At 73.6% G+C, this 26,161-nt stretch carries 12 protein-coding genes; 6 read left to right on the top strand and 6 right to left on the bottom strand.

All coding sequences use genetic code 11. The features are described 5' to 3' along the window. Nucleotides 1–37: 37 nt before the first annotated feature. The 3 genes from ACIP4Y_RS32520 to ACIP4Y_RS32530 are packed head-to-tail and all read right to left on the bottom strand — an operon-like array spanning nucleotide 38 to nucleotide 14,725. The gene (locus tag ACIP4Y_RS32520) at nucleotides 38–7,258 is read right to left on the bottom strand and encodes an amino acid adenylation domain-containing protein (protein ID WP_401399327.1); all 7,221 of its coding nucleotides are present in this window, start codon (nucleotides 7,256–7,258) and stop codon (nucleotides 38–40) included. Then, complete coding sequence (locus tag ACIP4Y_RS32525) at nucleotides 7,255–13,704, bottom strand: amino acid adenylation domain-containing protein (RefSeq protein WP_401399328.1); 6,450 nt, start codon at nucleotides 13,702–13,704, stop codon at nucleotides 7,255–7,257. The genes ACIP4Y_RS32520 and ACIP4Y_RS32525 overlap by 4 nt, the downstream gene beginning before the upstream one ends. After that, nucleotides 13,691–14,725, bottom strand: a complete 1,035-nt coding sequence (locus ACIP4Y_RS32530) for a TauD/TfdA family dioxygenase (RefSeq protein WP_401399330.1) — start codon at nucleotides 14,723–14,725, stop codon at nucleotides 13,691–13,693. Before ACIP4Y_RS32530 ends, ACIP4Y_RS32525 begins: the two co-directional genes overlap by 14 nt. Before the next feature lie 191 nt (nucleotides 14,726–14,916). Here ACIP4Y_RS32530 and ACIP4Y_RS32535 point away from each other — a divergent pair, with 191 nt between their 5' ends. The 5 genes from ACIP4Y_RS32535 to ACIP4Y_RS32555 all read left to right on the top strand — a co-directional run bounded on the left by ACIP4Y_RS32535 (nucleotide 14,917) and on the right by ACIP4Y_RS32555 (nucleotide 19,912). Beyond that, nucleotides 14,917–15,135, top strand: a complete 219-nt coding sequence (locus tag ACIP4Y_RS32535; protein WP_358642629.1) for an MbtH family protein — start codon at nucleotides 14,917–14,919, stop codon at nucleotides 15,133–15,135. A 33-nt stretch (nucleotides 15,136–15,168) separates the two neighbouring features. Continuing rightward, entirely contained in the window at nucleotides 15,169–16,452 is a 1,284-nt protein-coding gene (locus ACIP4Y_RS32540; protein WP_401399332.1) for an MFS transporter, read from the top strand. 155 nt (nucleotides 16,453–16,607) lie between these two features. Continuing rightward, the gene (sbnA, locus tag ACIP4Y_RS32545; RefSeq protein ID WP_401399334.1) at nucleotides 16,608–17,627 is read left to right on the top strand and encodes a 2,3-diaminopropionate biosynthesis protein SbnA; all 1,020 of its coding nucleotides are present in this window, start codon (nucleotides 16,608–16,610) and stop codon (nucleotides 17,625–17,627) included. Beyond that, nucleotides 17,621–18,634: a 2,3-diaminopropionate biosynthesis protein SbnB gene (gene sbnB, locus ACIP4Y_RS32550; RefSeq protein ID WP_401399336.1), complete on the top strand. Its 1,014-nt coding sequence runs from the start codon at nucleotides 17,621–17,623 to the stop codon at nucleotides 18,632–18,634. Before sbnA ends, sbnB begins: the two co-directional genes overlap by 7 nt. A gap of 804 nt (nucleotides 18,635–19,438) precedes the next feature. Then, entirely contained in the window at nucleotides 19,439–19,912 is a 474-nt protein-coding gene (locus ACIP4Y_RS32555) for a hypothetical protein (protein ID WP_401399338.1), read from the top strand. A 260-nt stretch (nucleotides 19,913–20,172) separates the two neighbouring features. Here ACIP4Y_RS32555 and ACIP4Y_RS32560 read toward each other — a convergent pair whose 3' ends face one another. After that, nucleotides 20,173–20,532 (bottom strand): hypothetical protein, encoded by a 360-nt coding sequence (locus ACIP4Y_RS32560; RefSeq protein WP_401399340.1) that lies wholly within the window; start codon nucleotides 20,530–20,532, stop codon nucleotides 20,173–20,175. Nucleotides 20,533–20,791: 259 nt separating this feature from the next. On the opposite strand from ACIP4Y_RS32560, the gene ACIP4Y_RS32565 reads away from it, so the two are divergent. After that, a complete protein-coding gene (locus ACIP4Y_RS32565; RefSeq protein ID WP_401399341.1) occupies nucleotides 20,792–21,367 on the top strand; it encodes a GNAT family N-acetyltransferase in 576 nt (191 codons plus the stop codon). On the opposite strand, the gene ACIP4Y_RS32570 is transcribed toward ACIP4Y_RS32565, so the two are convergent. Continuing rightward, complete coding sequence (locus tag ACIP4Y_RS32570; protein WP_401399343.1) at nucleotides 21,334–24,072, bottom strand: GDSL-type esterase/lipase family protein; 2,739 nt, start codon at nucleotides 24,070–24,072, stop codon at nucleotides 21,334–21,336. The two genes, ACIP4Y_RS32565 and ACIP4Y_RS32570, sit on opposite strands and share 34 nt — an antisense overlap. Nucleotides 24,073–24,372: 300 nt before the next feature. After that, complete coding sequence (locus tag ACIP4Y_RS32575; protein ID WP_401399345.1) at nucleotides 24,373–26,121, bottom strand: serine/threonine-protein kinase; 1,749 nt, start codon at nucleotides 26,119–26,121, stop codon at nucleotides 24,373–24,375. Between the last annotated feature and the right edge of the window lie 40 nt (nucleotides 26,122–26,161).

Consider the following 26,161-nt stretch of genomic DNA (forward strand, 5'->3'; position numbering starts at 1 on the left):
CGCCCCCGCCCTCCCGGACGTCTCGCCCTCGCCGGTGTCAGCCCGTGCCCTCCGCGCTCCCGCCGCCGAGGATGCCCGTGACGGCCTCGGCGAGCCGGCCCAGGTGCGGCGGTCTCATGACGCCGAAGTGGTCACCGGTGATCCGGTGAAGCGTCACGTCCCCGGTGAGTTCGCGCCACCGGGCGAGGTAGTCGGGGAACGACTGCCCGGAGGCCACCTCGTGCTCGCCGTCCGCCAGTTCGTCGCTGGCGATCAGGTGCAGCCGGCCCGCGTACGGGCGGTGCCGGTAGGTCAGGCACATCTCCATGACCTCCCGCCACATCTTCGCGGAGGGCAGCCAGACCTCGCCGGCGCCGTGCTCCGGCAGCGTGATCCCCACTTCCGGGTCGACGTCGTCCACCAGGTGTTCGAGCAGTGCCAGGGCCTCCGCCCGCAGCACCGAGGTGTCCTGATCGGGCGGCGCCGCGGCCAGCTCGGTCAGCTTGGCCACGCAGCTCTCGATCAGCCAGTACTCCCGCCACAGCTCGATCCGCTCGTGGTTGTCCAGCCCCGGATCGAGCAGGATGAAGGTGACCTCCTCGCCCTCGGCGGTGAGCCGGTGCGCCATCTCGCTCGCAATGCCGCTGCCGCCGCACCAGCCGAACAGCCGGTACGGGCCGTGCGGTGCCGCCGCCCGCAGCTCGGCCAGGTAGCGCTCCGCCATCTGCTCCGTCGAGGGAACGGGGCCGTGCTCGGCCTGCAGGCCGGGCCACGCGAAGGCTGCGACCGGTTGGTCGGGGTCGAGGTATGGCACCAGCGGGCGGTACCAGTGGGCGCTGCCGCCCCCGGGGTGCACGCAGAACAGCGGCGGCCGACTGCCCTCGCGCCGCAGCCACACCAGTGACCGGGCCTCCGGTGCGCCGGCCTCGGCAGCCGCGGCGAGCCCGGCCACGGTGGGGCGCTCCAGGAACGAGCGGACGGTCAGTTCGATGCCGTGCCGCTCGCGCAGCAGGGCGATGATCCGGAGGATGGCCAGGGAGTGCCCGCCGAGGACGTGGAAGTCGTCGTCGGCGCCGACCCTCTCCACACCGAGCACCTCGCCCCAGACCTCGGCCACGGCCCGCTCGGCGGGTGTGCGCGGGGCGGTGTAGGCCGATGTCGCGGATGGTCCGGCGGGCTCGGGGAGCGCGGCCCGGTCGATCTTGCCGTTGGCGGTGAGCGGGAGGGCGGGCAGTTCCACCCAGGCGCCGGGCACCAGATAGTCGGGCACCCGCCGCCGGAGCTGCTCGCGCAGCGCCGTGACGTCCAGCGGGCCGTGCCCGGGTTCGAGGACGACATAGCCGGTCAGCCGCTTGTGGCCGTCCGGCCCCAGATGTACGGCGGCCGCCGCCGCCCGGACGGACGGGAGGTCGCCGAGCGCGGCCTCCACCTCGGCCGGCTCGACCCGGTGGCCGCGGATCTTCACCTGGCCGTCGCGCCGGCCGATGAAGGACAGCGTCCCGTCGGCGTCACGACGGGTGATGTCCCCGGTGCGGTACAGGCGTGCCCCGGGGACGGCCCCGGAGGGGTCCGGCACGAAGCGGTCCGCCGTCAGGTCGGGGCGGCCCAGGTAACCGCGGGCGAGTCCCGGGCCGCCGACCAGGAGTTCGCCCGGCACCCCGAACGGCACCGGGTCGAGGTCCTCGTCGACCACCAGCACCCGGGTGTCGGTGATCGGCGTGCCGATCGGCACGCCGCGGTCGGCGTCGGCCTCGGTCACCCCGCGCAGCGCGGTGCTGAAGGTGGTGCACTCGGTGGGGCCGTAGCCGTTGGTCAGCGCCACGCCGTGCGCCAGGGCGGTGCGCACGTGCGAGGGCGAGAGCGCGTCGCCGCCGGCGAGCACCTGCCGTACGTCGGCCAGCAGCTGCGGGCGGGTCTCCACGATGTGCTGAAACAGGCCGGCGGTGAGCCAGAGCAGCGTCACGCCGTGCCGGCGGACCACCTCGGCCAGTTCGTCGGCCGTGGTCGCCCCGGGCGGGCAGACGGCGAGCCGGGCGCCGTTGGCCAGCGCACCCCACACCTCCAGCGTGGACGCGTCGAAGGCGAGCGGCGCGTGCAGCAGCAGCACCTGGTCCGGGTCGAGGTCGGCGTAGTTCGCGTCGTGTACCAGCCGGACGATCCCCCGGTGCGTGACCTGCACGCCTTTGGGCCGGCCGGTGGAGCCCGAGGTGTAGGTGACGTACGCCAGGTTGTCGGGGACCGTCCCCGCCTCGACGGGGGTCTCGGGCAGTCCGTCGAGGACGGCCGACCCGGCGTGCAGGGCCACGCTGCGGACGCCGGCGAACCCGGCCAGCCGGGGGGTGTCCTGCGGGCGGCACAGGACCACCCCGGCACGGACGTCGTCCAGGATGTAGCCGATGCGCGCGTCCGGGTAGGCGGGGTCGAGCGGCACGTAGTACCCGCCGGCCTTGAGGACGGCGAGCATGGCCAGCACCGCCTCGACACCGCGGTCCAGGCAGAGCGCGACCGGCTTCTCCGGGCCGATGCCGAGCCCGCGCAGCAGGTGGGCCAGCTGGTTGGAGCGGGCGTCCAGTTCGCGGTAGGTCAGCCGCCGCCGCTCGTCCTCCAGCGCGGTCGCGTCGGGGCGGGCGCGGGCGGCGAGCAGCTCGGGCACGCAGACCTCGGGCAGCGGCCGGGTGGCGGCCGGCGTCCCGCTCGTCTGCTCCAGCCCGCGGGCGCGGAACTCGCGCGGGTCCGCGTCGGCGTCGTCGGCCATGGCGGTGAGGACGCCCAGGAAGGCGTCGCCGATGGCCGCCAGCCGCTCTTGGCCCGCCCAGCCGGGCCGGCACGTCATGCGCAGCTCGCCGGGGAAGGTCCACACGTCGAAGGTGAACTCGTTGGGGCTGTGGTCGTCGACCGTGCCGATGTCCGTGCGCTGCTCGTCGAGCACGTGGAAGTCCAGGTAGGCGAAGACCACCTCGACGAGGGGTTCGCCGCCGCCCCATGCGCGCTGCATGGCGGGCAGCGGGTAGCGCCGGTGCGGCCACAGGGCCACTTCCTCGGCGAACACCGAGCGCACCAGCTCGCGCCAGCTGGGCGCCCGCAGGTCGACGGCGAACGGCACCGTGTTGAGGTACATGCCGCGCACGCGGTCGCCGCCGGGCAGTTCGGGCCGGCCGTTGGTGACGGCGCCGGCGAGGAACCGGTGCTGGCCGCTGATCAGGCCGAGCACCTTCAGGTGGGCGGTGTACAGGACGCTCTTGAGCGAGGTCTGGGTCTCGGCGGCGAGCCGCCGCAGCCGTGGTTCCAGGTCCCTCCAGGGCAGCCGCACCTCGGGAGCCGGCGCGTCCGCCTCGGCGGGGGCGCTGTCGGCGGGCAGCCGGAGCCGTTCGTGGCCGGTGATCCGCTCCTGCCAGAACGCGCGGTCCGCCGACGAGGCCAGGGCCTGCTTCTCCAGCCGGACGAAGTCGGCGTAGCGGACCCGCGGCGGGGCCGCGGACGGGGTCGCGGTGCCGTGGGACAGCTCGCGGTAGGCGGCCCGCAGCTCGCCGATGACCGAGTGGTGGCTCCAGCCGTCCAGGATGGCGTGGCATTCGACGTGCGTCAGCAGCCACTCCCGGTCGCCGATCAGGTGGGCGTGGTAGCGCAGCAGCGGTGCGCGGCCGATGTCGAACGGGGTGCGCTGTGCCGCGGCGCGGAAGTCCCGCACCCGCGCCCGCTGCTCCTCGGACGGCAGTCCGCGCAGGTCGGTGACGCCCGTCTCCACCTCCAGGCCGGCCGCGGCGTGCACGAGCTGGAGCGGTTCGGAGTACCCGGTGAGGTCGAAGGAGGTGCGCAGGATCTCGTGCCGCTCGATCAGCAGCCGTACCGCGCCGGTGAACGCCTCGGCGGAGAACGGGCCGTCGTCCAGGATCTGAAAGGTGCTGACGTTCTGGTAGGTGTTGCGCTCGGGGTCGGCGAGCATCTCGTAGACCATGCCCACCTGGACCTGGCCCATGGGGTAGGCGTCGACCAGCCCCTCCGGGAGCCGGTCCCGGTCGCCCGGGGCCAGCAGCTCGAAGCGGCCGGCCAGGGTGGTCTCCTGCGGCTCTGCCGTCGGCCGGGCGGCCGCCACCGGGGCCAGCTCGGCGACGGTCTGCCGGGCGAAGACGTCCTGCACGGTGAGGGCCAGCCCCTGGTCGCGCAGTGCTCCGACGGCCCGGATGGCGCGCATGGAGTCCCCGCCGAGCTGGAAGAAGCCGTCGTGCACCCCGACCTTGTCGACGCCGAGGGCGGCGGCGAAGGCGTCCGCGAGGGTCCGCTCGATCTCCGTGCTCGGGGCGGTGTACGCACCGACCAGGCCGGAGCGGGTCCGGTCGGGTGCGGGCAGCGCCGCGCGGTCGGTCTTGCCGCTGGGCGTCAAGGGCAGCGTTTCCAGCAGGGTCCAGTGCACGGGCCGCATGTGGTCCGGCAGCCGCCCGCGCAGGTGTTCGCGGGCCGCCTCGACGTCGGCCGAGGGCGGCACCAGGTATCCCACGAGCTGCTCGTCGTGCACGGCGACCGCCGCGGCCGCGACACCGGGGGCCTCGGCCAGTACGGCCTCGATCTCGCCGAGTTCGACCCGCTGGCCGCGGATCTTCACCTGGTGGTCGAGCCGGCCGAGGTACTCGATCGCGCCGTCCGCGCGGTACCGGGCCAGGTCGCCGGTGCGGTACAGCCGCCCGCCGGGCTCGGTGGCGAAGGGGTCGGGCACGAAGCGGTCGGCGGTGAGCGCCGGGCGCTGCAGGTAGCCGCGGGCGAGCTGGACACCGCCGAGCAGGAGTTCGCCCGGCACCCCGATCGGCACCGGCCGCAGGGCGGCGTCCAGGATGTAGGCGCGGGTGTTGGCGATCGGGCGGCCGATGGTGACGGGGAGGCCCGGCTCGCACCGGGTCGCGGTGACGTCCACCGCCGCCTCGGTCGGCCCGTACAGGTTGTGCAGCGCGCAGCCGATCCGCTGATGCACGGCGGTGACCAGGTCGGCGGGGAGCGCCTCGCCGCTGCACACCATGCGGCGCAGCGAGGGCAGGGCCGGCAGCGGCTCGGCGAGGAAGGCCCGCAGCATCGACGGGACGAAGTGGACGGTGGTGATCGCCTCGGCGCCGATCAGGCCGGCCAGGTAGGCCGGGTCGCGGTGGCCGCCGGGGCGGGCGAGCACCATCGTCGCGCCGGTGATCAGCGGCCAGAAGAACTCCCACACCGAGACGTCGAAGCTGTAGGGCGTCTTCTGCAGCACCCGGTCGTCGGCGTCGAGCCCGTAGGCCTCCTGCATCCAGTGCAGCCGGTTGACGATGGCCCGGTGCTCGATGAGCACGCCCTTGGGGCGGCCGGTGGAGCCCGACGTGTAGATCAGGTATGCCGGGTGCTCGGGGGCCGCCGCGACGGCCGGGGCGGCGTGGGCGCTGCCGCGGGGCAGGTCGCCGGTGACGTCGACCAGGTGCGCCGCGCGGTCGCGCACCAGGGGGGCGAGTGCGGGGTCGGTGACCACGGCGCGGGCGCCGGAGTCCTCCAGCATGAAGGCGAGCCGGTCGGCCGGATAGTCCGGGTCGAGCGGCAGGTAGGCGCCGCCGGCCTTGAGCACCGCCAGCAGCGCCACCACGAGGTCGGTGCCGCGGTGCAGGCAGACGCCGACCACGGACTCGGGTCCGACGCCGAGAGTCCGCAGGTGGTGGGCGAGCAGGTCGGCCCGCTCGTTCAGGTCCCGGTAGCTGAGGGCGGCGCCCTCGAAGCGCACCGCGTCGGCGTCGGGGGTGCGGGCGGCCTGGGTCTCGAACAGCAGCGGGAGGGTGCCGGCCGGATAGGGCCGGCCGGTCGCGTTCCAGTCGACGAGCTGGCGGTCGCGCTCCGCCGCGGGCAGGATCTCCAGTTCGTCCACGGGGGTGTGGGGCGAGGCGACCGCGCTCTGCAGCAGGCGGGCGAACTGCGCGGCGAACCGTTCGGCCGTGGCCGCATCGAACAGCGCCGAGGCGTAGTTGACGCCGCCGGACAGCGAGCCGTCCGGCTGTTCGGCGAGGCCCACGGTGAGGTCGAACTTGGCGCTGCTCTCGCCGACCGGCAGCCGCTCGGCCGTCAGGGGGCCCATCGTCGCCGGCGTCGGCGAGCCGGCCGTGTCCTGCCACAGCAGCATGGAGGAGAACAGCGGCGTGCGGGACGGGTCCCGCTCCGGTGCCAGCTCCTCGACCAGCCGCTCGAAGGGGATCTCCTGGTGGGCGTAGGCGTCGAGGGCGCGTTCGCGGACCTGCCGCAGCAGGTGCGCGAACGACGGCGCCCCGGACAGGTCGACCCGCAGCACCAGCGTGTTGAGGAAGAGGCCGACCACGTCCTCGAGCTGTGAGCGGTCGCGCCCGGCCACCGGGAAGCCCACGGCGACGTCGTGCCGGCCGCTCCAGCGGCCGAGCAGGACGGCGTGCGCGGCCAGCAGGGCCATGAAGGGGGTGGCGCCGTGTTCCCGGGCGAGCGCCGTCAGCCGCCGGGCGGTATCGGCCGGCACGGCGAGCGGCGCCAGCCCGCCTGCCGAGTCGCGTACGGCGGGGCGGGGCCGGTCGGTGGGCAGTTCCAGGGGAGGCAGCCCCGCCAGCCGTTCGCGCCAGTGGTCCAGCGGGCGGCGCAGCGCAGCGCCGGAGAGCCGTTCGCGCTGCCAGAGCGCGAAGTCGGCGTACTGCACCGGTGGTTCCGGTGAGCGGGCCGGCCGGCCGGCGACCGCGTCCTCGTAGTGCTCTGCGAGTTCGCGGACCAGGATGTCCTCGGATCGCCCGTCGCAGGCGATGTGGTGGACGGTGAGCAGGAGGGTGTGCTCGTGCGGTGCCAGCCGGGCCAGCACGGCGGAGAACACCGGGCCCTCGGCGAGGTCGACGGGCCGGCGCGCGCCGGTGGCCAGGGCGGCGATCCGGGCGTCCGCGGCCGCCCGGTCGAGTGCGCCGAGGTCCTCCTCGTCGAGGGGGACGTTCCCCGGCTCGTCGACGATCTGGACGGGCTCGCCGTCGACCTCCGGGTAGCGGGTCCGCAGCACCTCGTGCCGGTGCTGGATTCCGTCCAGGGCGGTGCGCAGCGCGGCCCGGTCGAGGGGGCCGCGCAGCCGGAGCGCCACGGTCATCAGGTAGTCGGTACCGCCGGGCTGGAGCCGGTCGAGGATCCACAGGCGGCGCTGGGCGAAGGAGAGCGGGAGCGGGCCGCCGCGCGGCGCGCGGGCGATGCCCTCCGCCGGGGCGGGTGCGGCCCGCCCGGCGAGGCGCCGGCGGAGCAGTTCCTGCCTCAGTCGGACACGGTCCCTGGTGTCGGTCATCGCAGGCCTTCCTCGGCGAGCAGGCCCGCCACTTCTTGGTCGGAGAGCGCGGCGACGTCGGCCTCCACGGCCTCGGCCACCGCTTCGGAGAGCCGGGCCACGGTGGTGGCCTCGAACAGCAGGCGCAGCGGCAGTTCGACGGCGAACGTCTCGCGGAGCCGGGCCAGCACCCGGGTGGCCAGCAGTGAGTGGCCGCCGAGGGCGAAGAAGTCGTCCTGGGCACCGATCCGTTCCACGCCCAGGACCTCGGACCAGACCGCGGCGACGGCCTCCTCGACGGGGTCGCGCGGGGCCAGGTGCTCGCGGGCGGCGCCGGCCAGCGCGGCCGAGGCGTCCGGCAGGGCCTTGCGGTCGATCTTCTTGCTGGCCGTCAGCGGGAACGCGTCGAGCGGCACCCACACCGAGGGGATCATGTACTCGGGCAGGAGGGCGCCCAGGTGTCCGCGCAGCTCGGCCACGTCGGGTATCGGGCTGCCGGGGCGCGCCACCAGGTAGGCGGCGAGCCGGCGTTCGCCCGGGGCCGTCTGCGGGGCGGTGACGACCGCCTCCTGGAGGGCGGGGTGCCGGGCGAGCGCCGCCTCGATCTCGCCGAGTTCGATGCGCAGGCCGCGGACCTTGACCTGGTGGTCGATGCGGCCGAGGAACTCGATGGTGCCGTCCGGCCGGTGGCGGGTGAGGTCGCCGGTGCGGTAGAGGCGCCGGCCGGGCTCGGTCGCGAAGGGGTCGGGGACGAACCGCTCCGCGGTCAGGTCCGGCCGCCGGTGGTAGCCGCGGGCCAGCCGGACACCGCCGAGGTACAGCTCGCCGGGCACTCCGACCGGTACGGGCCGCAGGTCCGCGTCCAGGATGTAGGCCCGGGTGCCGGGGACGGGCCGGCCCAGCGGCAGGGCGCCGGCCGCGTCGCCCTCGGCGGGGGCCTCGGGGACGGGGTGCAGCAGGCAGGTGACGGTGGCCTCGGTCGGCCCGTAGTTGCACAGGAAGCGGGCGGGCAGGCCGGTTTCGGCCCAGCGCCGCGCGTCCAGGCCGGTGACCACGTCGCTGCCGACGTTCATCAGCTTCAGCGAGTCCAGCAGGGGCAGGTCGGGTGACTCCAGGACGGCCCGGTAGTAGGACGGGGTGATCTCCAGGACGGTGACGCCGTGTTCGGCGAGCCGGGCGGGCAGTTCGTCCGGGGTCCAGAACACCGGGTCGGCGACGACGACGGTGGCACCGGCCACCAGGGTCGCCGCGATCTGGTCCATCGCCACGTCGAAGGTGAGCGCGGACAGCAGTGCCACCCGCTCGCCGGGGGCGATCCCGTACTTGTCGGCGATCACCCGGCAGTGGTGGGCGTACGAGCGGTGCTCGATCATCACGCCCTTGGGGCGGCCGGTGGAGCCGGAGGTGTAGATGACGTAGGCGAGGTTGCCGGGCCGTACCGGGGCGGGCGCCGGGCCGCCGGGTGCGGTGGCTGTTGCGTCCTGGGCGTCCGCGTCGGCCAGGACCACCTGGTGGGTGCCGGTCAGCGGGCCGGCGAACGCGCGGGTGGTGACCACGAGTTCCGGTCCGGCGTCGGCGAGCATCAGCTCCAGCCGCTCGGCGGGGTGCCGGGGGTCGAACGGCACGTACACGCCGCCGGCCTTCAGCACGGCGAGGAGTACCACCACCGCCTCGACACCGCGTTCCAGGCAGGAGCCGACGACCGTCTCGGCGGTGACCCCGAGGGATCGCAGTCGGGCGGCGAACCGGTCGGACCGCGCGTCGAGTTCGGCGTAGCTGATCTGCTGGTCGCCGAAGACGACGGCGATCGCGTCCGGGGCCCGCCGGACCTGACGGGCGAACAGCTCCGGTACGCACAGTCCGTGTTCCTCGGCCGGGTCGAGCACGCCGGCCCGTTCGGACTCCGGGTCGGCCCAGGCGGTGAGGGCGCGGTGCCGCTCGTCCTCGGTGAGCATGCCGAGGTCGCCGATCCGCGCGCCGGGGGCGGCGGTGACGCTGCCGATCAGGGTCAGGTAGTGACCCGCCATCCGCTCGACGGTCTCCCGGTCGAAGAGCGCGGTCGCGTACTCGAACCAGCAGTACATGCGCCCGCCGCGCTCCTTGACGGTCACGGTGAGGTCGAACTTGGCGGTCTCCAGTCCGGCGCGGACCGGCTCCAGGGCGACCGTGCCGAGCCGGTCGGGGACGCCCGCCAGGTGCTGGTGCTCGAACATGATCTGGAACAGCGGGTTGCGGGAGAGGTCCCGCTCCGGCTGCAGTGCGTCGACCAGGTGCTCGAACGGTACGTCCTGGTGGGCGAAGGCGTCGAGCACCGTGCCGCGGACCTGCTCCAGCAGCTCGGTGAAGACCGGGTCGCCGCCGAGGTCGCTGCGGATCACCAGGTTGTTGGTGAAGAACCCGACCAGGTCCTCCGTCTCCTGACGGGTCCGTCCGGCGACCGGGGTCCCCACCGCGAGGTCGTCGCGGCCGGTCCAGCGCCGCAGCAGCACCTGGAAGGCGGCGAGCATCACCATGAACGGGGTCGCGCCGTGCCGGCCGGCCAGTTCGGCGACGGCCCGGGCCACCTCCGGCGCCACCTCGACGACGACGTTGTCGCCCCGGGCGTCGCGGACCGCCGTGCGGACCCGGTCGGTGGGCAGCTCGACGGGTGTGAGGCCGTCCAGGCGGTCGCGCCAGTAGGCGAGTTGGTGGTCCAGTCGGCCGGCCCGCTGCTGCTCGCGCTGCCACACCGCGAAGTCGGCGTAGTGGACCGGCTGCGGGGCGTGCGGAGACGGTTCGCCCGCCGCGAAGGCCCGGTAGGAGAGGTCCAGGTCGCGCAGGTAGACGTTGGTCGACCAGGCGTCGAAGGCGATGTGGTGCAGGGTGAGGACGAGGAGGTGCTCCTCGGGGGTGGTGCGGATCAGGGTCGCCCGCAGCGGGTGCCCGTGTTCAAGGTCGAACGGCCGGCGGGCCAGCTCGTCGACCAGGGTGCGGGCCCGGCGCTCGGCGTCGGTCCCGCCCGTCAGATCGGTCAGGGTGAAGTCCACCGGCCCGGCGGGGTCGATGACCTGGACGGGCTCGCCGCCCTCGGAGCGGTACCTGGTCCGCAGTACCTCGTGCCGTTCGGACAGCGCGTCCAGCGCGTGGCGCAGCGCCACGGTGTCGAGCGGTCCGGTCAGCCGCAGTGCCAGCGGGACGACGTACTCGTGCGTTCCGGGATCCAGCTGGTCAAGGAACCACATCCGCTGCTGGCCGAAGGAGAGCGGCAGCGGGCGGTCCCGGCCCGCCGGTCGGACGGCGTCCGGACCGGCGTCCGGGGCGGGTTCCGAGCCGGCGCCGGCGTCCGTGACCCGGGCGGCCAGCGCGGCGACCGTCCGGGCCTGGAACAGCTCGCCGACGGTCAGTTCGGTACCGAAGGCGCGCCGCAGCCGCAGCACGAGCTTGATGGCGAGCAGGGAGTGGCCGCCGAGCAGGAAGAAGTCGTCCTGCGCGCCGACCCGTTCGACGCCGAGGATCTCGGCCATCAGCTCGGCGACGGCCTCCTCCGCGGCGGTGCGCGGGGCCTCCCAGGCCCGGGCTGCGAGCTGGTCCGGTTCGGCGGCGGCAGGCAGCCGGCGGCGGTCCACCTTTCCGTTCGGTGTGAGCGGCAGCTCGGCGAGTTCGACGAATGCGGCCGGCAGCATCGCCTCCGGCAGCACGGCGGCCAGGTGGACGCGCAGCGCCTCCGGATCGAGCCGCTCCCCCGCCACGGGCACCGCGTACGCGGTCAGCCGGGAGTCGCCGGCGTCGGACCGGTGCGCGGCCACCACGGCGGCGGCCACCGACGGGTGGGCCGCCAGCAGGACCTCGATCTCGCCGGGTTCGATCCGCACCCCGCCGATCTTGACCTGGTCGTCGGCGCGTCCGACGTACTCCAGCGCGCCGTCCGCGCGGCGCCGCACCAGGTCTCCGGTGCGGTACCGGCGCGCGCCGGGCACGGGCGCGTCCGGGTCGGGGACGAACCGGTCTGCGGTGATGTCGCCCCGGCCCGCGTACCCGCGGGCGAGGCCGATGCCGCCGACGTACAGCTCACCGGTGACCCCGATGGGCACCTGCCGGCCGTCGGCGTCCACCACGTAGGTGCGCGCGTTGGGCAGCGGCAGGCCGATCGGCACCAGGTCGCCGGGGTCCGCCGGGTCGAAGCGCCAGGCGGTGGAGTCCACGGCGCACTCGGTGGGGCCATAGGTGTTGACCACCTCGGCGCCGAACGCGCGGCGCAGCCGGCCGGCCAGCTCGGCGGTCAGCGGCTCGCCCGCCGAGCACACGAGGCGCAGCGAGGCGCAGTCGGCCAGGGCCGGCTCCTCCAGCAGCAGCCGCAGCATCGAGGGCACGCCCTGCAGCACGGTCACCCGGTGGTCGACCACGGCACGGAGCATCACCGCCGGGTCGCGGTGGGCGTCCTGGGGGCCGGTCACCACCGCGGCCCCGCACACCAGCGGGGAGAGGAACTCCCACAGGGCGGCGTCGAACCCGATGGTGGTCTTCTGCAGCACCCGGTCGCCGGGCCCCAGGCCGAAGCGCTCCACCGACCAGAGCACGCGGTTGCGGATGGCGGCCTCCGGTACGACGACACCCTTGGGCCGGCCGGTCGAGCCGGAGGTGTACATCACGTACGCGGCCTGCGTGCCGGCCGCGCCCACCGGTTCCAGAGCCGGGGGCTCCTCGTCCTCCGGCGGCCGGACGGCGTCGAGCACGAGGGTGTTGGGGTGGGCCGGCAGCCGTCCGGACAGCGCCTGTTCGGTGACCAGCAGGGTCACTCCGGCGTCGGCGACCAGGTGGGCCAGCCGCTCCGCCGGGTGTTCCGGGGCCAGCGGCACGTACACCCCGCCGGCGGTGAGCACGGCGAGGACGGTGGTGACCAGGTCGGTCCCTCGGTGCAGCGCGACACCGACCGCGCTCTCCGGGCCGACGCCGCGCGAGCGCAGCACCCCGGCCAGGCGCCGCACCCGGTCGGCGAGGTCGGCGTAGCCGGTCTCCCGGGCGCCGGACACCACGGCCACCGCGTCCGGGGTGGCCAGGGCCTGGGCGAAGAACAGCTCGGCGAGCGACTGCCGCGGGCGCTCGGTCCCGGTGCGGTTCCAGCGCTCGAAGGCCGCCAGGTCCGCGTCGGGGACGGCCTCCAGCGCGTGCGCGGGGGTGTCCGGGTGCTCGGCGATGCCGGTGAGCAGCCGCAGCAGGCTCGCCGCCATCCGTTCGATCCGCGCGCGGTCGAACAGCGCGGTGGGGAAGATGAGCCGGGCCGCCATCGAGCCGTCGGGGAGTTCGGACAGGTGCAGCGACAGGTCGAAGGCGGAGTGGTCGGTGGCCGGCTCGACCTTCGCGACGTCGAGTCCGGGCAGCCGCAGGGGGCGGCGTTCGGCGTTGTGCAGCGCGAAGCCGACCTGGAACACCGGGTTGCGGGAGGGGTCCCGCTCGGGCGCGAGGTCGGCCACCACCCAGCCGAACGGCACGTCCTGGTGTTCGTAGGCGTCCAGGGTGGTCGCCCTGACCCGCGCCAGCAGGTCGAGGAACGAGCCGTGGCCGGACAGGTCGGTGCGCAGCACCACGGTGTTGAGGAACAGGCCGACCAGCGGCTCCAGTTCGACCTCGGTGCGGTCCGAGACCGACACGCCGACCGCCACGTCGGTCCGGCCGGACCAGCGCGCGAGGAGCAGCTGGAACGCGGCCAGGTGCACCATGAAGGGGGTCGCGCCCGCGTCCCGGCCGAGCACCGCCAGCCGCTCGGCCAGCTCCGCCGGCACCGTGAACGGGACGCTGTCCCCGGCGGGGTCCCAGTGCGCCGGGCGCCGGCGGTCGGCGGGCAGCTCCAGCGGCTCCAGGCCGGAAAGCCGCTCCCGCCAGTAGCCGCGCCGCTGCTCGGCCCGCGCGGGGGCGGCCGCCCAGGTGTCGCGCTGCCACTGTGCGAAGTCCGCGTACTGCACCGCCACCGGTTCGAGCGGCGACGGCCGGCCGGCCGCGAACGCGGTGTACAGCTCGTGCAGTTCCCCGGCCAGGACGCCCCAGGACCAGCCGTCGAAGGCGATGTGGTGGACCGTCACCAGCAGGGCGGCGTCGTCCTCGGCGAACCGGACCAGGGTCAGCCGCCAGGGTGCCTGGTCGCGGAGGTCGATCGGCGTGCGCAGCTCTGCCGCGTGGAGTTCGCGCACGCGTGCCTCGCGGTCCGCCGGCGCCGTGCCGGTCAGGTCCGCCCGGGCGAGCCGGACGGGGCCGGGCTCGTCCACGAACTGCGCGCCGGCGCCCGCGGCGGTGCCGTAGCGGGTGCGCAGCACCTCGTGCCGCGCGGAGATCTCGGTGAACGCCGCCTGAAGCGCCCGCGGGTCGAGCGGGCCACGGATGCGGAACGCCTCGCACATCAGGTACTCGGTGGAGGCGCCGGAGCGGAGCTGGTCCAGGAACCACAGCTGTTCCTGGGCGTACGAGAGGGGCAGGCCGCTGTCACCGGCGGACATCGGTCACCTCCGCGGACGAGGCGGACTGCTGCACGGCCGCCGAGTAGGGTTCGGCCATCGCCACGGCGATCCGGCGGGGCCCGGTGAACGGCTCGCGGGCGTGCGCCGACAGCATGTTGTCGACGAGGAGCACGTCGTCGCGCTGCCAGTCGAAGCGGCGCTGCTCGGCGCGGTAACAGGACCGCAGGTGTGCGACGACGTCGTCCGGGATCGGCCGGCCGTCGCCGTAGTAGGTGTTGGTCGGCAGCTGCGCGTCGTCGTACATCTCCCGCAGTGCGCCGCACACCTCCTCGGCCAGCGTGGTCACGTGGAAGAAGGTGAGGTGGTTGAACCAGACCGTTTCCCCCGTCACCGGGTGGCGGTGTACCGCCCGGCGGCGCGCGCGGGTCCGCAGGCCGTCCGCGGTCCACTCGGTCCGGACGCCGTTGCGGGCGCAGTACGCCTCGACCTCGCCGCGGTCGCCCGTGTTGAAGGCCTGCTGCCACGGCACGCCGAAGCCGTCGGAGAAGTTGCGTACGACCATCCAGCCCCGGGCGGCGAACTCCTCCCGGACGGCAGGGTCGATCGCCTCGTACACCCGGCGGGTGTCGGCGAGCGGCGTGGCGCCCAGGGTGTCCGGCGGCTGCACGCAGTGGAAGAACAAGGTCAGCGGCCAGTCCGCCTGGTAGGAGTTCTCGTTGTGGAGGAAGATCTCCTCGTTCGGCGGATAGTCGGTCGAGGTGTACACCTGCCCCTTGATGGTGCTGCGCGGGGAGGACCGCTCCGCGTAGGGCAGCGGCGCGCCGGACACCGCCCGCACTGCGGCCTCGAAGCCGTCCACGCCGCCGACGTGGAAACCGCGCAGCAGCACCGCGCCGTGTTCGAGCAGCCGGGCCCGGACGAACGGTCGGGCGTCCGACAGGTATGCGGACAGGGGCGTACCGGGGGACTCGGCCGACAGCGTCAAGGGGAGGGCGCAGCTCGCGTCGCGCTCCCGGGGGCGGCCGGCCGGCGCGGTCCGGATGGAGGGGTTCGCAGTCATGCGCCTCAGCGTCGCCGCCGGGCCGTCGCCGCTCCGAGAGAACAACCGGCAGTCACATCGGCAGCGTCGGCGCCGCGGGGACTGCGCCTCCTTCTCTGTGGGCGCGGGGCGCGGTTGCGGCAGGCTCTCCGGCGCCGCCACCGGTCACGTGAGGTTCGTGACGCGGCAGTTCACCCGAGGGAGGGCCCGCCGTGGCCGAGGAAGACACCGACGAGCGTACGTACCGCGTCGTCCTCAACGACGAGGAGCAGTACTCCGTGTGGCTCGCCGACCGCGAGCTGCCGCTCGGCTGGCACGCCGAGGGCACCGAAGGCACCCGGGCCGAGTGCCTGGCCCACATCGGCACTGTCTGGACCGACATGCGACCGCTCAGTCTGCGCCGGCAGATGGAGCAGGCGTCGCGCGACTAGCGTCCGGCCCGGGCCGGACTTGGAGTGTGACAGATGACGAGCCCCGACACGAGGGCGCCGGCGGACCCGCGGCCGCCGGATCCGCCGGACGCGGCCGCCACCGATCCGGTGGTGCCGCTGCATCGCAACCGCGACTTCCTGCTGCTGTGGGGCGGCTCGGCGGTCTCCCTGCTCGGGTCGACGGCCACCACGATCGCCTACCCGCTGCTGGTCCTGGCCCTCACCGGCTCGCCGTTCGCCGCCGGACTGGCCGGATTCGTGGCGCTGCTGCCCGCACTGCTCCTCCAGCTGCCGGCCGGCGCCCTGGTGGACCGCTGGCCGCGCCGGCGGCTGATGATCTGGTGCGACGCGCTGCGCGCGCTGGGCGCGGTGACCGTCGCGGTCGCTTCCGCCCTCGGCGTCCTGGGCCTGCCGCTGGTGCTGGCCGTGGGCTTCGCCGAGGGCGCGCTCACGGTGTTCCACGGGCTCGCCGCGCACGCGGCCGTCCCGAACGTCGTGCCCCGCAGCCAGCTTTCGCTGGCGCTGTCTCGCAACGAGGCGCGGGGGCGGGCCGCCGTGATGCTCGGGACGCCGCTGGGCGGTGTGCTGTTCGGTCTCGGCCGGGCCGTCCCGTTCCTGGCCGACGCGCTCAGCTACCTGGTCTCGCTGACCGGACTGCTGTTCATCCGCAAGGAGTTCGAGGCCGGGCGGCCCGAGCGCGCCGGCAGCATGGGCGAACAGGTCCGCGAGGGTCTGAGGTGGCTGTGGCGTCAGCCCTTCCTGCGCACCACCACCCTGCTGGTGGCCGGCAGCAACCTGATGTTCCGGGCACTGTTCCTGGTCACCATCGTGCTGGCCGGCGACCTCGGCGCCTCCTCGGCGGGGGTGGGCCTGATGGTGGGCGTCGCGGGGGGCGGGGGGGTCCTCGGCTCGCTGGCGGCGCCGTGGTTCGCCCGCCGGATCGGACTGGGCGCCCTGGTGATCGGGGCGAACTGGGCGTGGGCGGTGCTGATGGCCGTGATCGCCCTCAGCCGCGACCCCTTCTCGCTCGCCGCCGCCTACGCCGCGATGTGGTTCGTCGGACCGCTGTGGAACGTGGCGCTCGGCAGCTACCAACTGGACATCACCCCGGACCGGTTGCGTGGCCGGGTGCTCGCGGCGATGAGCACGCTGTCCAACGGGGTGCTGCCGATCGGCTCGCTGCTCGGCGGCCTGCTGCTCGACTCGGCCGGCGCGCGCACCGCCGCGCTGGCCCTGGCGGGCTGGATGGTGCTGATCGCCGGCGCCGCCTCCCTCGCCCGCTCCGTACGCGCCACGCCCGGCCCGCCGGCGCGGTGAGCCGCCGGGCCCCGGCCCGGCCGCCCCCCACTCCCCCGGCGCGCCCGGCAGGACGGCGGCCGCCGCACCACCCCTCGATCCAGTGCTGACAGGAGGAACCAGCGTGTTCCGCACCATGCTCGGGCCGTGCCCCGATCCGACGGGACGAGGCCACCATGCCGGAACCTGACGACGGGCCCGCCGGCGTTCTCGGCACGATCGGCGGCACCCCGCTGGTCGAACTCGCCAAGCTCGCTCCGGGGCGGCACTTCACCACCTACGCCAAGCTGGAGGCCTTCAACCCCGGCGGCAGCATGAAGGACCGCTCGGCCCTGGAGATGCTGCGCGAGCTGATCCGGCGCGGCACCCTCGTGCCCGGCCGCTCGGTGGTCGTCGAATCGAGCTCAGGCAACCTCGGCATCGGACTCGCCCAGATCTGCGCCTACTACGGGCTGCGGTTCATCTGCGTGGTGGACCCCCGCACCAACCGGCAGAACATCGCCGTCATGCGGGCACTCGGCGCGGAGGTCGAGGTGGTGCGCGAGTGCGACCCGGTGACCGGCGAGTACCTGCCCGTCCGGATCCGCCGCATCAACGCGCTGGTCGACCGGATCCCCGGCGCCTACTGGCCCAACCAGTACGCCAACCCGCTCAACCCCCAGGCGCACCGGCAGACGATGCGCGAGATCGTGGAGACGGTGCCGGGCGGGATCGACTACCTGTTCTGCGCGACGGGTTCGTGCGGCACCCTGCGCGGCTGCGCGGAGTACGTCCGCGACCGGCGCCTGCCGGTGACCGTGGTCGCGGTGGACGCCAGGGGGAGCGCCATCTTCGGCGACGTGCCGACGCCCCGGCTGATCCCGGGCCACGGCGCGGCCGTACGGCCGGCGCTCTACCGCGACGGGCTCGCCGACGAGGTCGTCCACGTGACGGATCTCGACTGCGTGGTGGGCTGCCGGCGGCTCGCCGCCCGGGAGGCCGTCCTCGCGGGCGGCTCCTCCGGGGCCCTGGTGGCGGCGGTCGACCAGCTGGCCGACCGCATCCCGGCGGGCGCGCGCTGCGCGATCGTGCTGCCCGACCGCGGGGAGCGCTACCTCGACACGATCTACGACGACGAATGGGTCGCCCGTCACTTCGGCGACGTGTCCCACCTGTGGAAGGAGCCGAAGGCGGCGATGAAGGGGGCATCATGCTGATCCTGGGAGCCGCAGAGGTCCACCAGGTCCTCGACGACGCCGAGGCCGAGGTCGTCGCGGCGGTGCGCCGCGCTTACCTGCTGCACGACGGGGGCGGGACGGCCCTGCCGCACTCGGTCTTCCTCCGCTTTCCCGACGACCCGCGCAACCGGATCGTCGGGCTGCCCGCCTACCTCGGCGAGGACGAGCCGGTGGCGGGCATCAAGTGGATCGCCTCCTTCCCCGGCAACACCGCGCGCGGCCTGGAACGGGCCTCCGCCGTGATGATCCTCAACTCCATGGCCACCGGGCAGCCGGAGGTGCTGCTGGAGGGTTCGGTGATCTCGGCCCGGCGTACCGCGGCGAGCGCCGCCCTCGCGGCGGTGACGCTGGGCTCGTCCGTCCCCGAGACCGGCGTCTCCCTGATCGGCTGCGGCGTGATCGGCTTCGAGATCCTCGCCTACCTCAGGGCCGTCCTGCCCGACCTCGCCGCGGTCACCGTGTACGACCTCGACGGCGCCCGGGCGGAGGCCCTCGCCGCCCGCTGCCAGGAGCACTGGCCCGACCTGAAGACCGAGGTCGCCGTCAGCGTCCAGGAGGCGCTCTGCGCCCACCGGCTGGTCTGCCTGGCGACCACCGCCACCGCCCCGCACCTGAACACCGACGCCTGCCGGCGCGGCACCCTGGTCCTTCACGTGTCGCTGCGCGACCTGACGCCGGGAAGCATCCTGACCGCCGTCAACGTGGTCGACGACGCGGACCACGTGTGCCGCGAGTCGACCTCCCTGCACCTGGCCGAACAGCTCTGCGGCAGCCGGGAATTCATCGCCACCTCGATCGGTTCCGTGCTGAACTCCGGAAAGCCCTTCCGCCGCGCCGAGGACCGCGTCACCGTGTTCTCCCCGTTCGGCCTGGGCTCCCTCGACCTCGCCCTCGCCGACCTCGTCCGCCGCCGGGCCGCATCCCTGGACCTGGGCACCCGGGTACCGGACTTCCTGCCGGCCGCCGCCGGCGCGGCGGTGGGCTGACCGGCGGGGGCGTGGCACTGGCCCGGGTTGCCGGTCGCGTTGGTATGGGTTGGGCCGGCTGGATGCGAGGGGGGTATCTGATCCGGCACCGGAGCACTAGGAGAGCCAGGTCCTTCCCTCGTCGGTCGCGTCGCGGGCGACGGCGCGGGCCGTGGGGCCCCGGGAGGACCGGCGGACGGGCAGCTCGTGCCCGGGGCGCGTGCGCGCCACGACCGGGTCGCGCGGGGGGCGGCCCGGTCGGTCCGGTCCGGTCCGGTCGGTCCGGTCCGGTCGGTCCGGTCCGGTCGGTCCGGTGCTCCGGCGCGCGCCAGGTGGGAGCGTGCGGGCCCTCACCGTCCACCGCGTCGTCCGGATGTGGGGCCTGGCCGTGCGGTCGGCGAGCGGGAACTCCCTGAGCAGAGCCAGGCGGAGGAACCTCAGCAGCGGGCCGGGCAGCGCGTCACCGACCTGTCCCGGCGGCTTCGAGCCACCGACGCGATGTCGCTCCCGAGGCGACGCAACCTAACGCAGCGTGATCAACCCGGCCGTCCTGCCGACGAGTTCCGCATCCTCCCCTGCACGCGGACCCCCCAAAAAAACAGGGTGCACGCCCCTTGACGGCCGATACCTACCGGTCAGTACGCTCACGCCACCCCGCAACGACCCCCATGTCCTCCCCCTGTGGCTGACGGCGGACCGGCTCCTCGGCCCGCCCCCGCCACGCGCGCAGATACGGCTCCCGCAACCCGGGAAGCGCCGTGCGCGCTGCCCCTCAGACGCACCGTCGAGCGCCATTTTCCGACCCGCACTCCGTGAGGCCCCTCCGTGAAGAGACCCCTCGTGTCCGCGGCCGTCGCCGCGGCCACTGCCCTTCTCGCCGTGCAGGCGTCAGGTCCCGCCCAGGCTTCCAGCAGCTCCTCCTTCCGCTCCACCAGCAATCCCATCCTTTTCGTGCACGGCTACTACCTGAAGAACCTCGCGGGGACCTCCAAGGTCGACGCCTGGGTGTCACTGGGAGGGCCGAACCACGGGACCGACAGTGCCAACAGCTGCTTCGACACGTCCTGCACCGAGATGCGCATCGGCTCGAACTTCCTCGCCGCACTCGACTCCGGTGACGAGACCCCGGGCTCACCCCGTTATGCGACCTGGTGGTCGCCCTGCGACACCGTGATCAACCCCGACAGCTCCGTCTCATTGTCCGGCGCGACCAACACCCAGACCACCTGCCTCAGTCACACGGACCTGCTCATCGACGCGACGGTCTACGCCCAAACCCGGGACATGGTCAACCGATAACGTGCCCTTGGCAGTCGGCGGGGACCATGGTCACCACAGCCGCCACCGCGGTCCCGCCGGCACCGTGTCCCACGGCTGTGCCGCAGCAGCCGGTTTCCGTGCGCGGACCACATCCGGACCCATCGGACCGACGACCAGCGACTGCGGCAGTTCCTCCCCAACATGTTCCGGCGCCTGTAGGTGAGCAGCTGCCGCCCCCATGCGGCGCAGGCTCCTGCGCACGGGCAAGCGCCCCAGCCTGATACCGGACCGCGGGCTCCTCAGGCCAGGGGCAGCTGGCCAAGCGGCCGGCCACGGTCGGCCTGCGCCTCCAGCAATGCGGCCACGTCCGGCCCCATCGTGAAGACGGGGCCGTCCCAGCACGCCGGGACCGCCACGGGTGTGAGGCGCACCTCGGTGCCGTGGACGCGCGCGGCGTCGAAGAGGGTCTGCAGCATCTGCATACTGGCCAGGTCGAGCGCGCCGATGCGGGCATGCCATGTCCGGGTCTCCGGATCGTACGAGGCGATCGTGCGAAGCCTGTCGAGTTGCTCTTGCCATTGGGGATCGGCGGCCGGCGCTGTCCGGATGGTGGCTTCCAACACCCGGGCTTCGCTAGGGGAATTCGGCAAACGGGTCATGCAAGGCACGGTAGACGTCGCCACTGACAACTCGCCCGGTCAGGTGGATCCGCACGTTCTCGTCCGCACAGGCGGTGATGACGGGGTCGGGGCCGGTGGGCAGGAGTTCCAGTACGAGGTAGTGTCCGGCGGATCTCCCCGGCGCCGGCCACCGGGAATCCGGCCGGCGCACGTCTTGACGTGTGGAAGAGTCAGACGCCATTGCCCATGCCGGCCGTACGAGCCGAGCCCTGGGATAGAGAGGATCAGGAGTCTTTCCATGTCTGATGAGATCACGCTGCGCCCGGTGACCGCCGACGATCTCGATCTGTTCGAGCGCGAGTTCAATGGGCCGGAAGGGACGGGCCAGTACCAGTGGTTCGGTTTCGGGTCACCGGCCGGCTTGCGTCGGCGGTTCGCAGAGACCAGTTTGCTCGGTCCCGACGGCGACGTGCTCTCCGTCGCGGAAGCGGGCCGCACGGTGGGCCGGGTCGAGTGGTTCGCCAGCGCCTGGGGGCGGCCCGCCACCTCCACCTGCTGGACCCTGGCCATCGGCCTGGTGCCGGCTGCACGCGGCCGCGGCACAGGCACTCAGGCCCAGCGGTTGTTGGCCGAGTACCTGTTCGACCACACCAGGGCCGAACGGCTCCAAGCCTGGACGGACTGCGCCAACCTCGCCGAGCAACGTGCTTTGGAGAAGGCGGGCTTCGTCAGGGAGGGCGTGCTGCGCTCCGCGCAGTGGCGCGGCGGCCAGTGGCACGACCAAGTGATCTTCTCCATGCTCCGCGCGGAGCGGTCCGGCGGCACTTCCGGCGTCGGCGCTCACCCTGTCGTCCGCGTCCAGATGATGCCTTGATACTGCTGGAAGGCCGGGTCGGTGTAGTAGCTGCCCGTCACCACGCAGGCTGCGGTGCCGCAGCTCGACGCATACAGATACTGGCTGGGGTCCTCGCCTGCGTCGGCCGGCAACCGCGTGGGACTGTCCGCCGTCCAGACGCCGTCCGGGGAAGACGCGGAACGGTGCAGAAGCACGTTGCGAGTGGTCTTGGCGGCGGAGTCCCAGTACGACACGAGCGCGGCGCACTGTGACGGCCCACAGCCGACCTGCTCGAAGTGGTTGAAGTAGGGCGGCTGAGGGTTGCGCGTGAGATGACCCGGGTCCTCGTCGGCCACCCAGGTGACGCTGTCGGCAGTGGTCCACAGCACCGTGACGACACGGCCGCCGACGGCCTTGTAGGACCCGGTGAGGGCACACAGGCTCCCACCGCACGACGCCTGCCGGTAGGTCGGACCGGCGCTGTCACCGACACTGCCGAGCGGTGCGGGCTGCTGCACGCTCCATCCGTCCTGCGCGGTCCAGACCCACAGAAGGTTGCGGAAGACGCCCTGCCGACCGTAGTAACTGCCCGGTGCGAGGCATGTGTCGCCGCCGCAGGACATCTGGAACGCCTGGCCGGGATACGTCGTGTCGGCGGGCGACGGCGGCGTTTGCCCCGCGTCCCACCCTGTCGACGGCTGCCAAGTCCAGATGATGCTCCGCCAGTCCTGCTCGCCCAGCCGGTACAGGCCGATCGCCGCACAGACCGAGGAACCGCACGACACAGCCACGTAGTTGGGTTCCAGCGTCGCGCCCGCGGGCAGCTGCGCCTGGCGCATCACCCACTCGGACCGCGGTGTCCACGTCCATAGCAGCTCGTGCGCAACCCCGGCGGTGTCGTTGTAGTGCGCGGTGACGGCGCAGACGCCCCGGCCGCACGCGAACAGCTGGTCCCCCGAATCGGCGTTCTCGTCCGTCCCCGGCGGCAGGGGTGCACTGGCCGCCTTCCACCCGGTTCCCCGGGTCCACGTCCACAGCACCTCGCGCCCGGCGGAGTCCCCGCGACCCAGGTACCAGCCCGACCCACCGCACACATCGATCCCGCAGCTGAGCGAGTTGGGGCCGGACAGCAGCGTGTCCGCGTCGGCGGGCAACGGGGCTTTCTGCGCCGTCCACACTCCGTTCAGCAGTGTCCAGAAGACCTGCGCGGTGGCCCGCCCGGTCGAGGCGTAGACCGTAGTACCCCCGACGCAGTCGCCTTGGCCGTCGCACTGCACGGACGCGAGGTCGACCTGCCCGGCTTCACGGTCCACCCCGGACGGGTAGGGGGCGTCCCTCGTCTCCCAGGCCCCGTCACGCAGTTGCAGCAGGGCATAGTGGCGGTGCCCGCTGGTGTCCGTGTACAGCGCGTGTCCGGCGCACACAGGGCCACCGCAGGACACGGTCGGCACGGCTCCTGACGGACCGCCGTGTCCGGCCGGCAGCGGCGCCCGTGACGACGACCAAGCCCCGGCTCGGGCGGCGGAGTTCACCAGCAGATCCGCGTCGGCCTTGGCGGAGGTGCCCGACGCGTCCACGAAGCGGACGCCGAACTTGGAGTGGCCGCTGCTCTTGGGCACACCGCCGATGGTCGCGCCGCGCAGTGTCAGCCCCAGGGGCAACGCACCGGACGTCACAGACCAGGTCCCGGGACGGTTGTCGGCAGTGGCGAGCCGAGCGGAGTAGGAGCGGCTCGCGACGGCGTCCGGCAGATGCGGCGACGAGATCACGGGGTAGGTCTTGGACGTGGGAACGCCCTTGGTCCGCGCCAGCAGCCTCCCCTCGTGCGCCCAACCCGTCTGGTTGGGGTGATACCAGGTCTTGTACGTCGCCAGGGAGGCGTCGATCACGGGCTGGACCATCCACCGCCCGGTGTTGTTCTTGTTGGCGTAGAGCCCGTGGTAAGGGGGTCCGTTGAACAGGGCCTGCGTACTGACGAACCGGAGACTTCCGCCGGCGGTCGTCGCATTCAGGCTCTTCACGACGGCCGCCTGCATGGCGTCCGCTCGGCTGCCCAGCGTGCGCAGCCGCTGACCCACCTTCACCGTCGGCGCACTGCCGGACTTGAGGCTGTAGCTGCTGTCGCCTTCGAGCAAGGGGTAACCCAACAAGACGATCGAGGCGCCTGCATTGGCCTTCGCCCGGACGTCCTTGAGGACCGTGGTGATCCTGCGCTGGAGCGTTCCGTCGCCCAGCATGCTCTCGGCCCGGCTGAGGTTGGAAGCGCAGTGCGCGGCCGTCCTCGTCTTCGCGACCAGGCAGAACTTGACGATGTCGCTGAAGTAGGCGTCATTGCCTCCGATCGTCAGGAAGATGAGGTCGTAGCTGTGGTCGACCGCCGAGAGCTCCGGTGGCCTGCCGTCCTTGGAGTTGTGGAAGTCCGCAGTGACCGCACCGCTGCACGCCACGTTGGTGACGGCGGTGGGTTGCGCATACGGGCTGGCCCGGATGATCGAAGCGAATACTTCAGCGTAGTTGGCGTGCGAGCGGTAGCAGCCGGCCGCCCCGTAGTAGCCCCCGGCACCGTTGCCGGCCGAGTACGAGTCGCCCATGACGAGGATCCGCATGGTGGGCCGCGCCACGCCCGCGAGACCGTGCTGGCCGTTAGCCACGGGCGGAGCGGTGCTGCCCGGGGGTCGTGGGGCCGGAGTGCCAGGGACCGCGCCTGCTGGAGCAGCCCACGTGCCCAGGAAGAGGGCCGACACCGTCATCATGACACCGCACAGCCGCCGAGCCACAGACCGAGCCGACACGTGGTCCCCCATCCCTCGCCCGCCCCGGACGCCCGTGACCGCGCAAGCGACTCGAAAGCGTCAGATCGTGAGGGGAACCGTAGCGCAGTGTGCGGTGACGGGTACCGCTTCGGCACCATGAGATGAGCAGGGCGAACCAGGCTGAGGAGCGCGGCCTGTTGGGGGGTCTGGATGCTCACGCTCTGCGCCGGCAGGGATGTCGGCACCCGGACGGCCCCGGCCCACCGCCGGACCGTTCGACCTCGCCGCGCCTCAGGAGGTGCGGCGACTGCGGTGAACGGCCTCGGGCGCGCCCGCGGACTGGGCGCCCTCCTCGCCGAGGGTGATGGTGTCGGCGTCGGTGAGCTGGACCACGTACAGGTGGCCGGTCTCGCACTGCAGTGAAGTGTCCGAGCGGTCGGTGGGGTGACTGGTGACCGCTTCGAAGGTGGCCGTCGTGCCGCGCACGGCCCGCAGTGCGAGGGCCTCCGTGCAGCCGACCTCTCGGCCGGTGCCGACCTCGGTGATGTTGCTGACCTGCTTACCGGCCAGTTCGCCCACGGCGGCGGTGTGCAGGGTGAGGGTCACCTTGAAGGAGTTGGTGCGCGGATGCAGTTGGCCGTCGGCGTGCGGGGTGCCCGGGCCCGTGCCGGTCCACACGCCGGCCCACTTGGCGGAGAGGGCAGGAGCGGAGGCGCTGGGGAGAGGCCGGGAGGACGGGGTGCCGTCGCCGCGGGCGGCCGTGTCGAACGGGTGCAGCAGCAGGATGACGGTCGCCACGGCGACGACGGTGAGGGCACAGGCGGCGGCCATCCAGCGGACGCGGCGGCGCGCGCGGATGTACGCGGGGTGGTGGGCGCCGTACGACGGCGAGGCGGACGGTCCGGTGGAGGAGTCCGGGGGCCCGGGCGGGTACGGTCCCGCGATGGCGGCGGGGGGATACGGCGCGGCCGTGTCAGGGGCGGGACGGCCGGCGGAGGGCGGGACCACCGCCTCGGCGGCCGTCGGCAGGCCCGGTATCCCGGGCCCGGGCGCCGTCCGGGCCGTCGAGGCCGGGTGGTCCGGCGGCGCCGCGCACCGGTGGGCGACCTCCGCCTCCCTCGCCAGGAGGTCGGCGCCTAGTCCGGGCGGGAGAACTCGCTCCCAGGCACCGGCCGCCGGCGCAGTCCCGGCTCCGTACGCCCCCGCCCGGGGATCGCCGACGTCCCCCTCCCCCCGCAGCGATGCTGCCAGCTCTGCGCTTCGTGGCCGGTCCTGCGGATTCTTGGCCAGACAGCGGGCGACGAGTTGCGCCAGGCCGGCCGGTACGCCGTCGAGGCGTGCGTCCTCGTGGACGATGCGGTAGAGGAGCAAGGGTGCCGAGGGCTGCTCGCCCGGTAGTTCGAACGGGCCGGTGCCGGTCGCGGCGAAGACGAGGACGGCGCCCAGGGAGAAGACGTCACCCGCTTCGGTGACGGTCCCCTGCACCGCCTGTTCGGGGGCCAGATAACCGGGAGAGCCGATGACACCCCCGGTACCCGTGTGGCGGGAGTCGTCGGCGGCACGGGCGATACCGAAGTCGATGAGCATGGGCCGGGCACGACCGAGGAGGACGTTGGACGGTTTGACGTCCCGGTGGGTGAGGCCGCAGGCGTGCACAGCGGCCAGCGCGGCAGCGAGTTCGCCGGCCAGGACACGGAGAGTGGCAGGCGGCAGCGGACCGTGGGCGGTGACCCAGTCCGCGAGGGCGGGTGCGGCGACGTACTCGGTGGCCAGCCACTGCGGGCGGTGGCCGGGCGGGCTGAAGTCCACCACCGAGACGGTCCACGGAGACCGGACCCGGTCGCTGGTGCGGATCTCCCTGGAGAAGCGCTTCTCGAAGTCCGGGGCGGCGGTGAGGTCGGGGCGAACCGTCTTGAGCGCCAGCGGGCGGCCCGCCGGCGTGCGCGACAGGTAGACCTGGCCCATGCCGCCCGCACCGAGCCGCGCCAGCAGCGGGTAGCCGCCGATCATGGCCGGATCCGTGGACTCCAATGGCTGCACGTACGCCTCCCCCTGGTCACCGCACCCCGTAACCGCAGCA

The sequence above is a fragment of the Streptomyces sp. NPDC088810 genome (assembly GCF_044750305.1).
Lineage (GTDB): Bacteria > Actinomycetota > Actinomycetes > Streptomycetales > Streptomycetaceae > Streptomyces.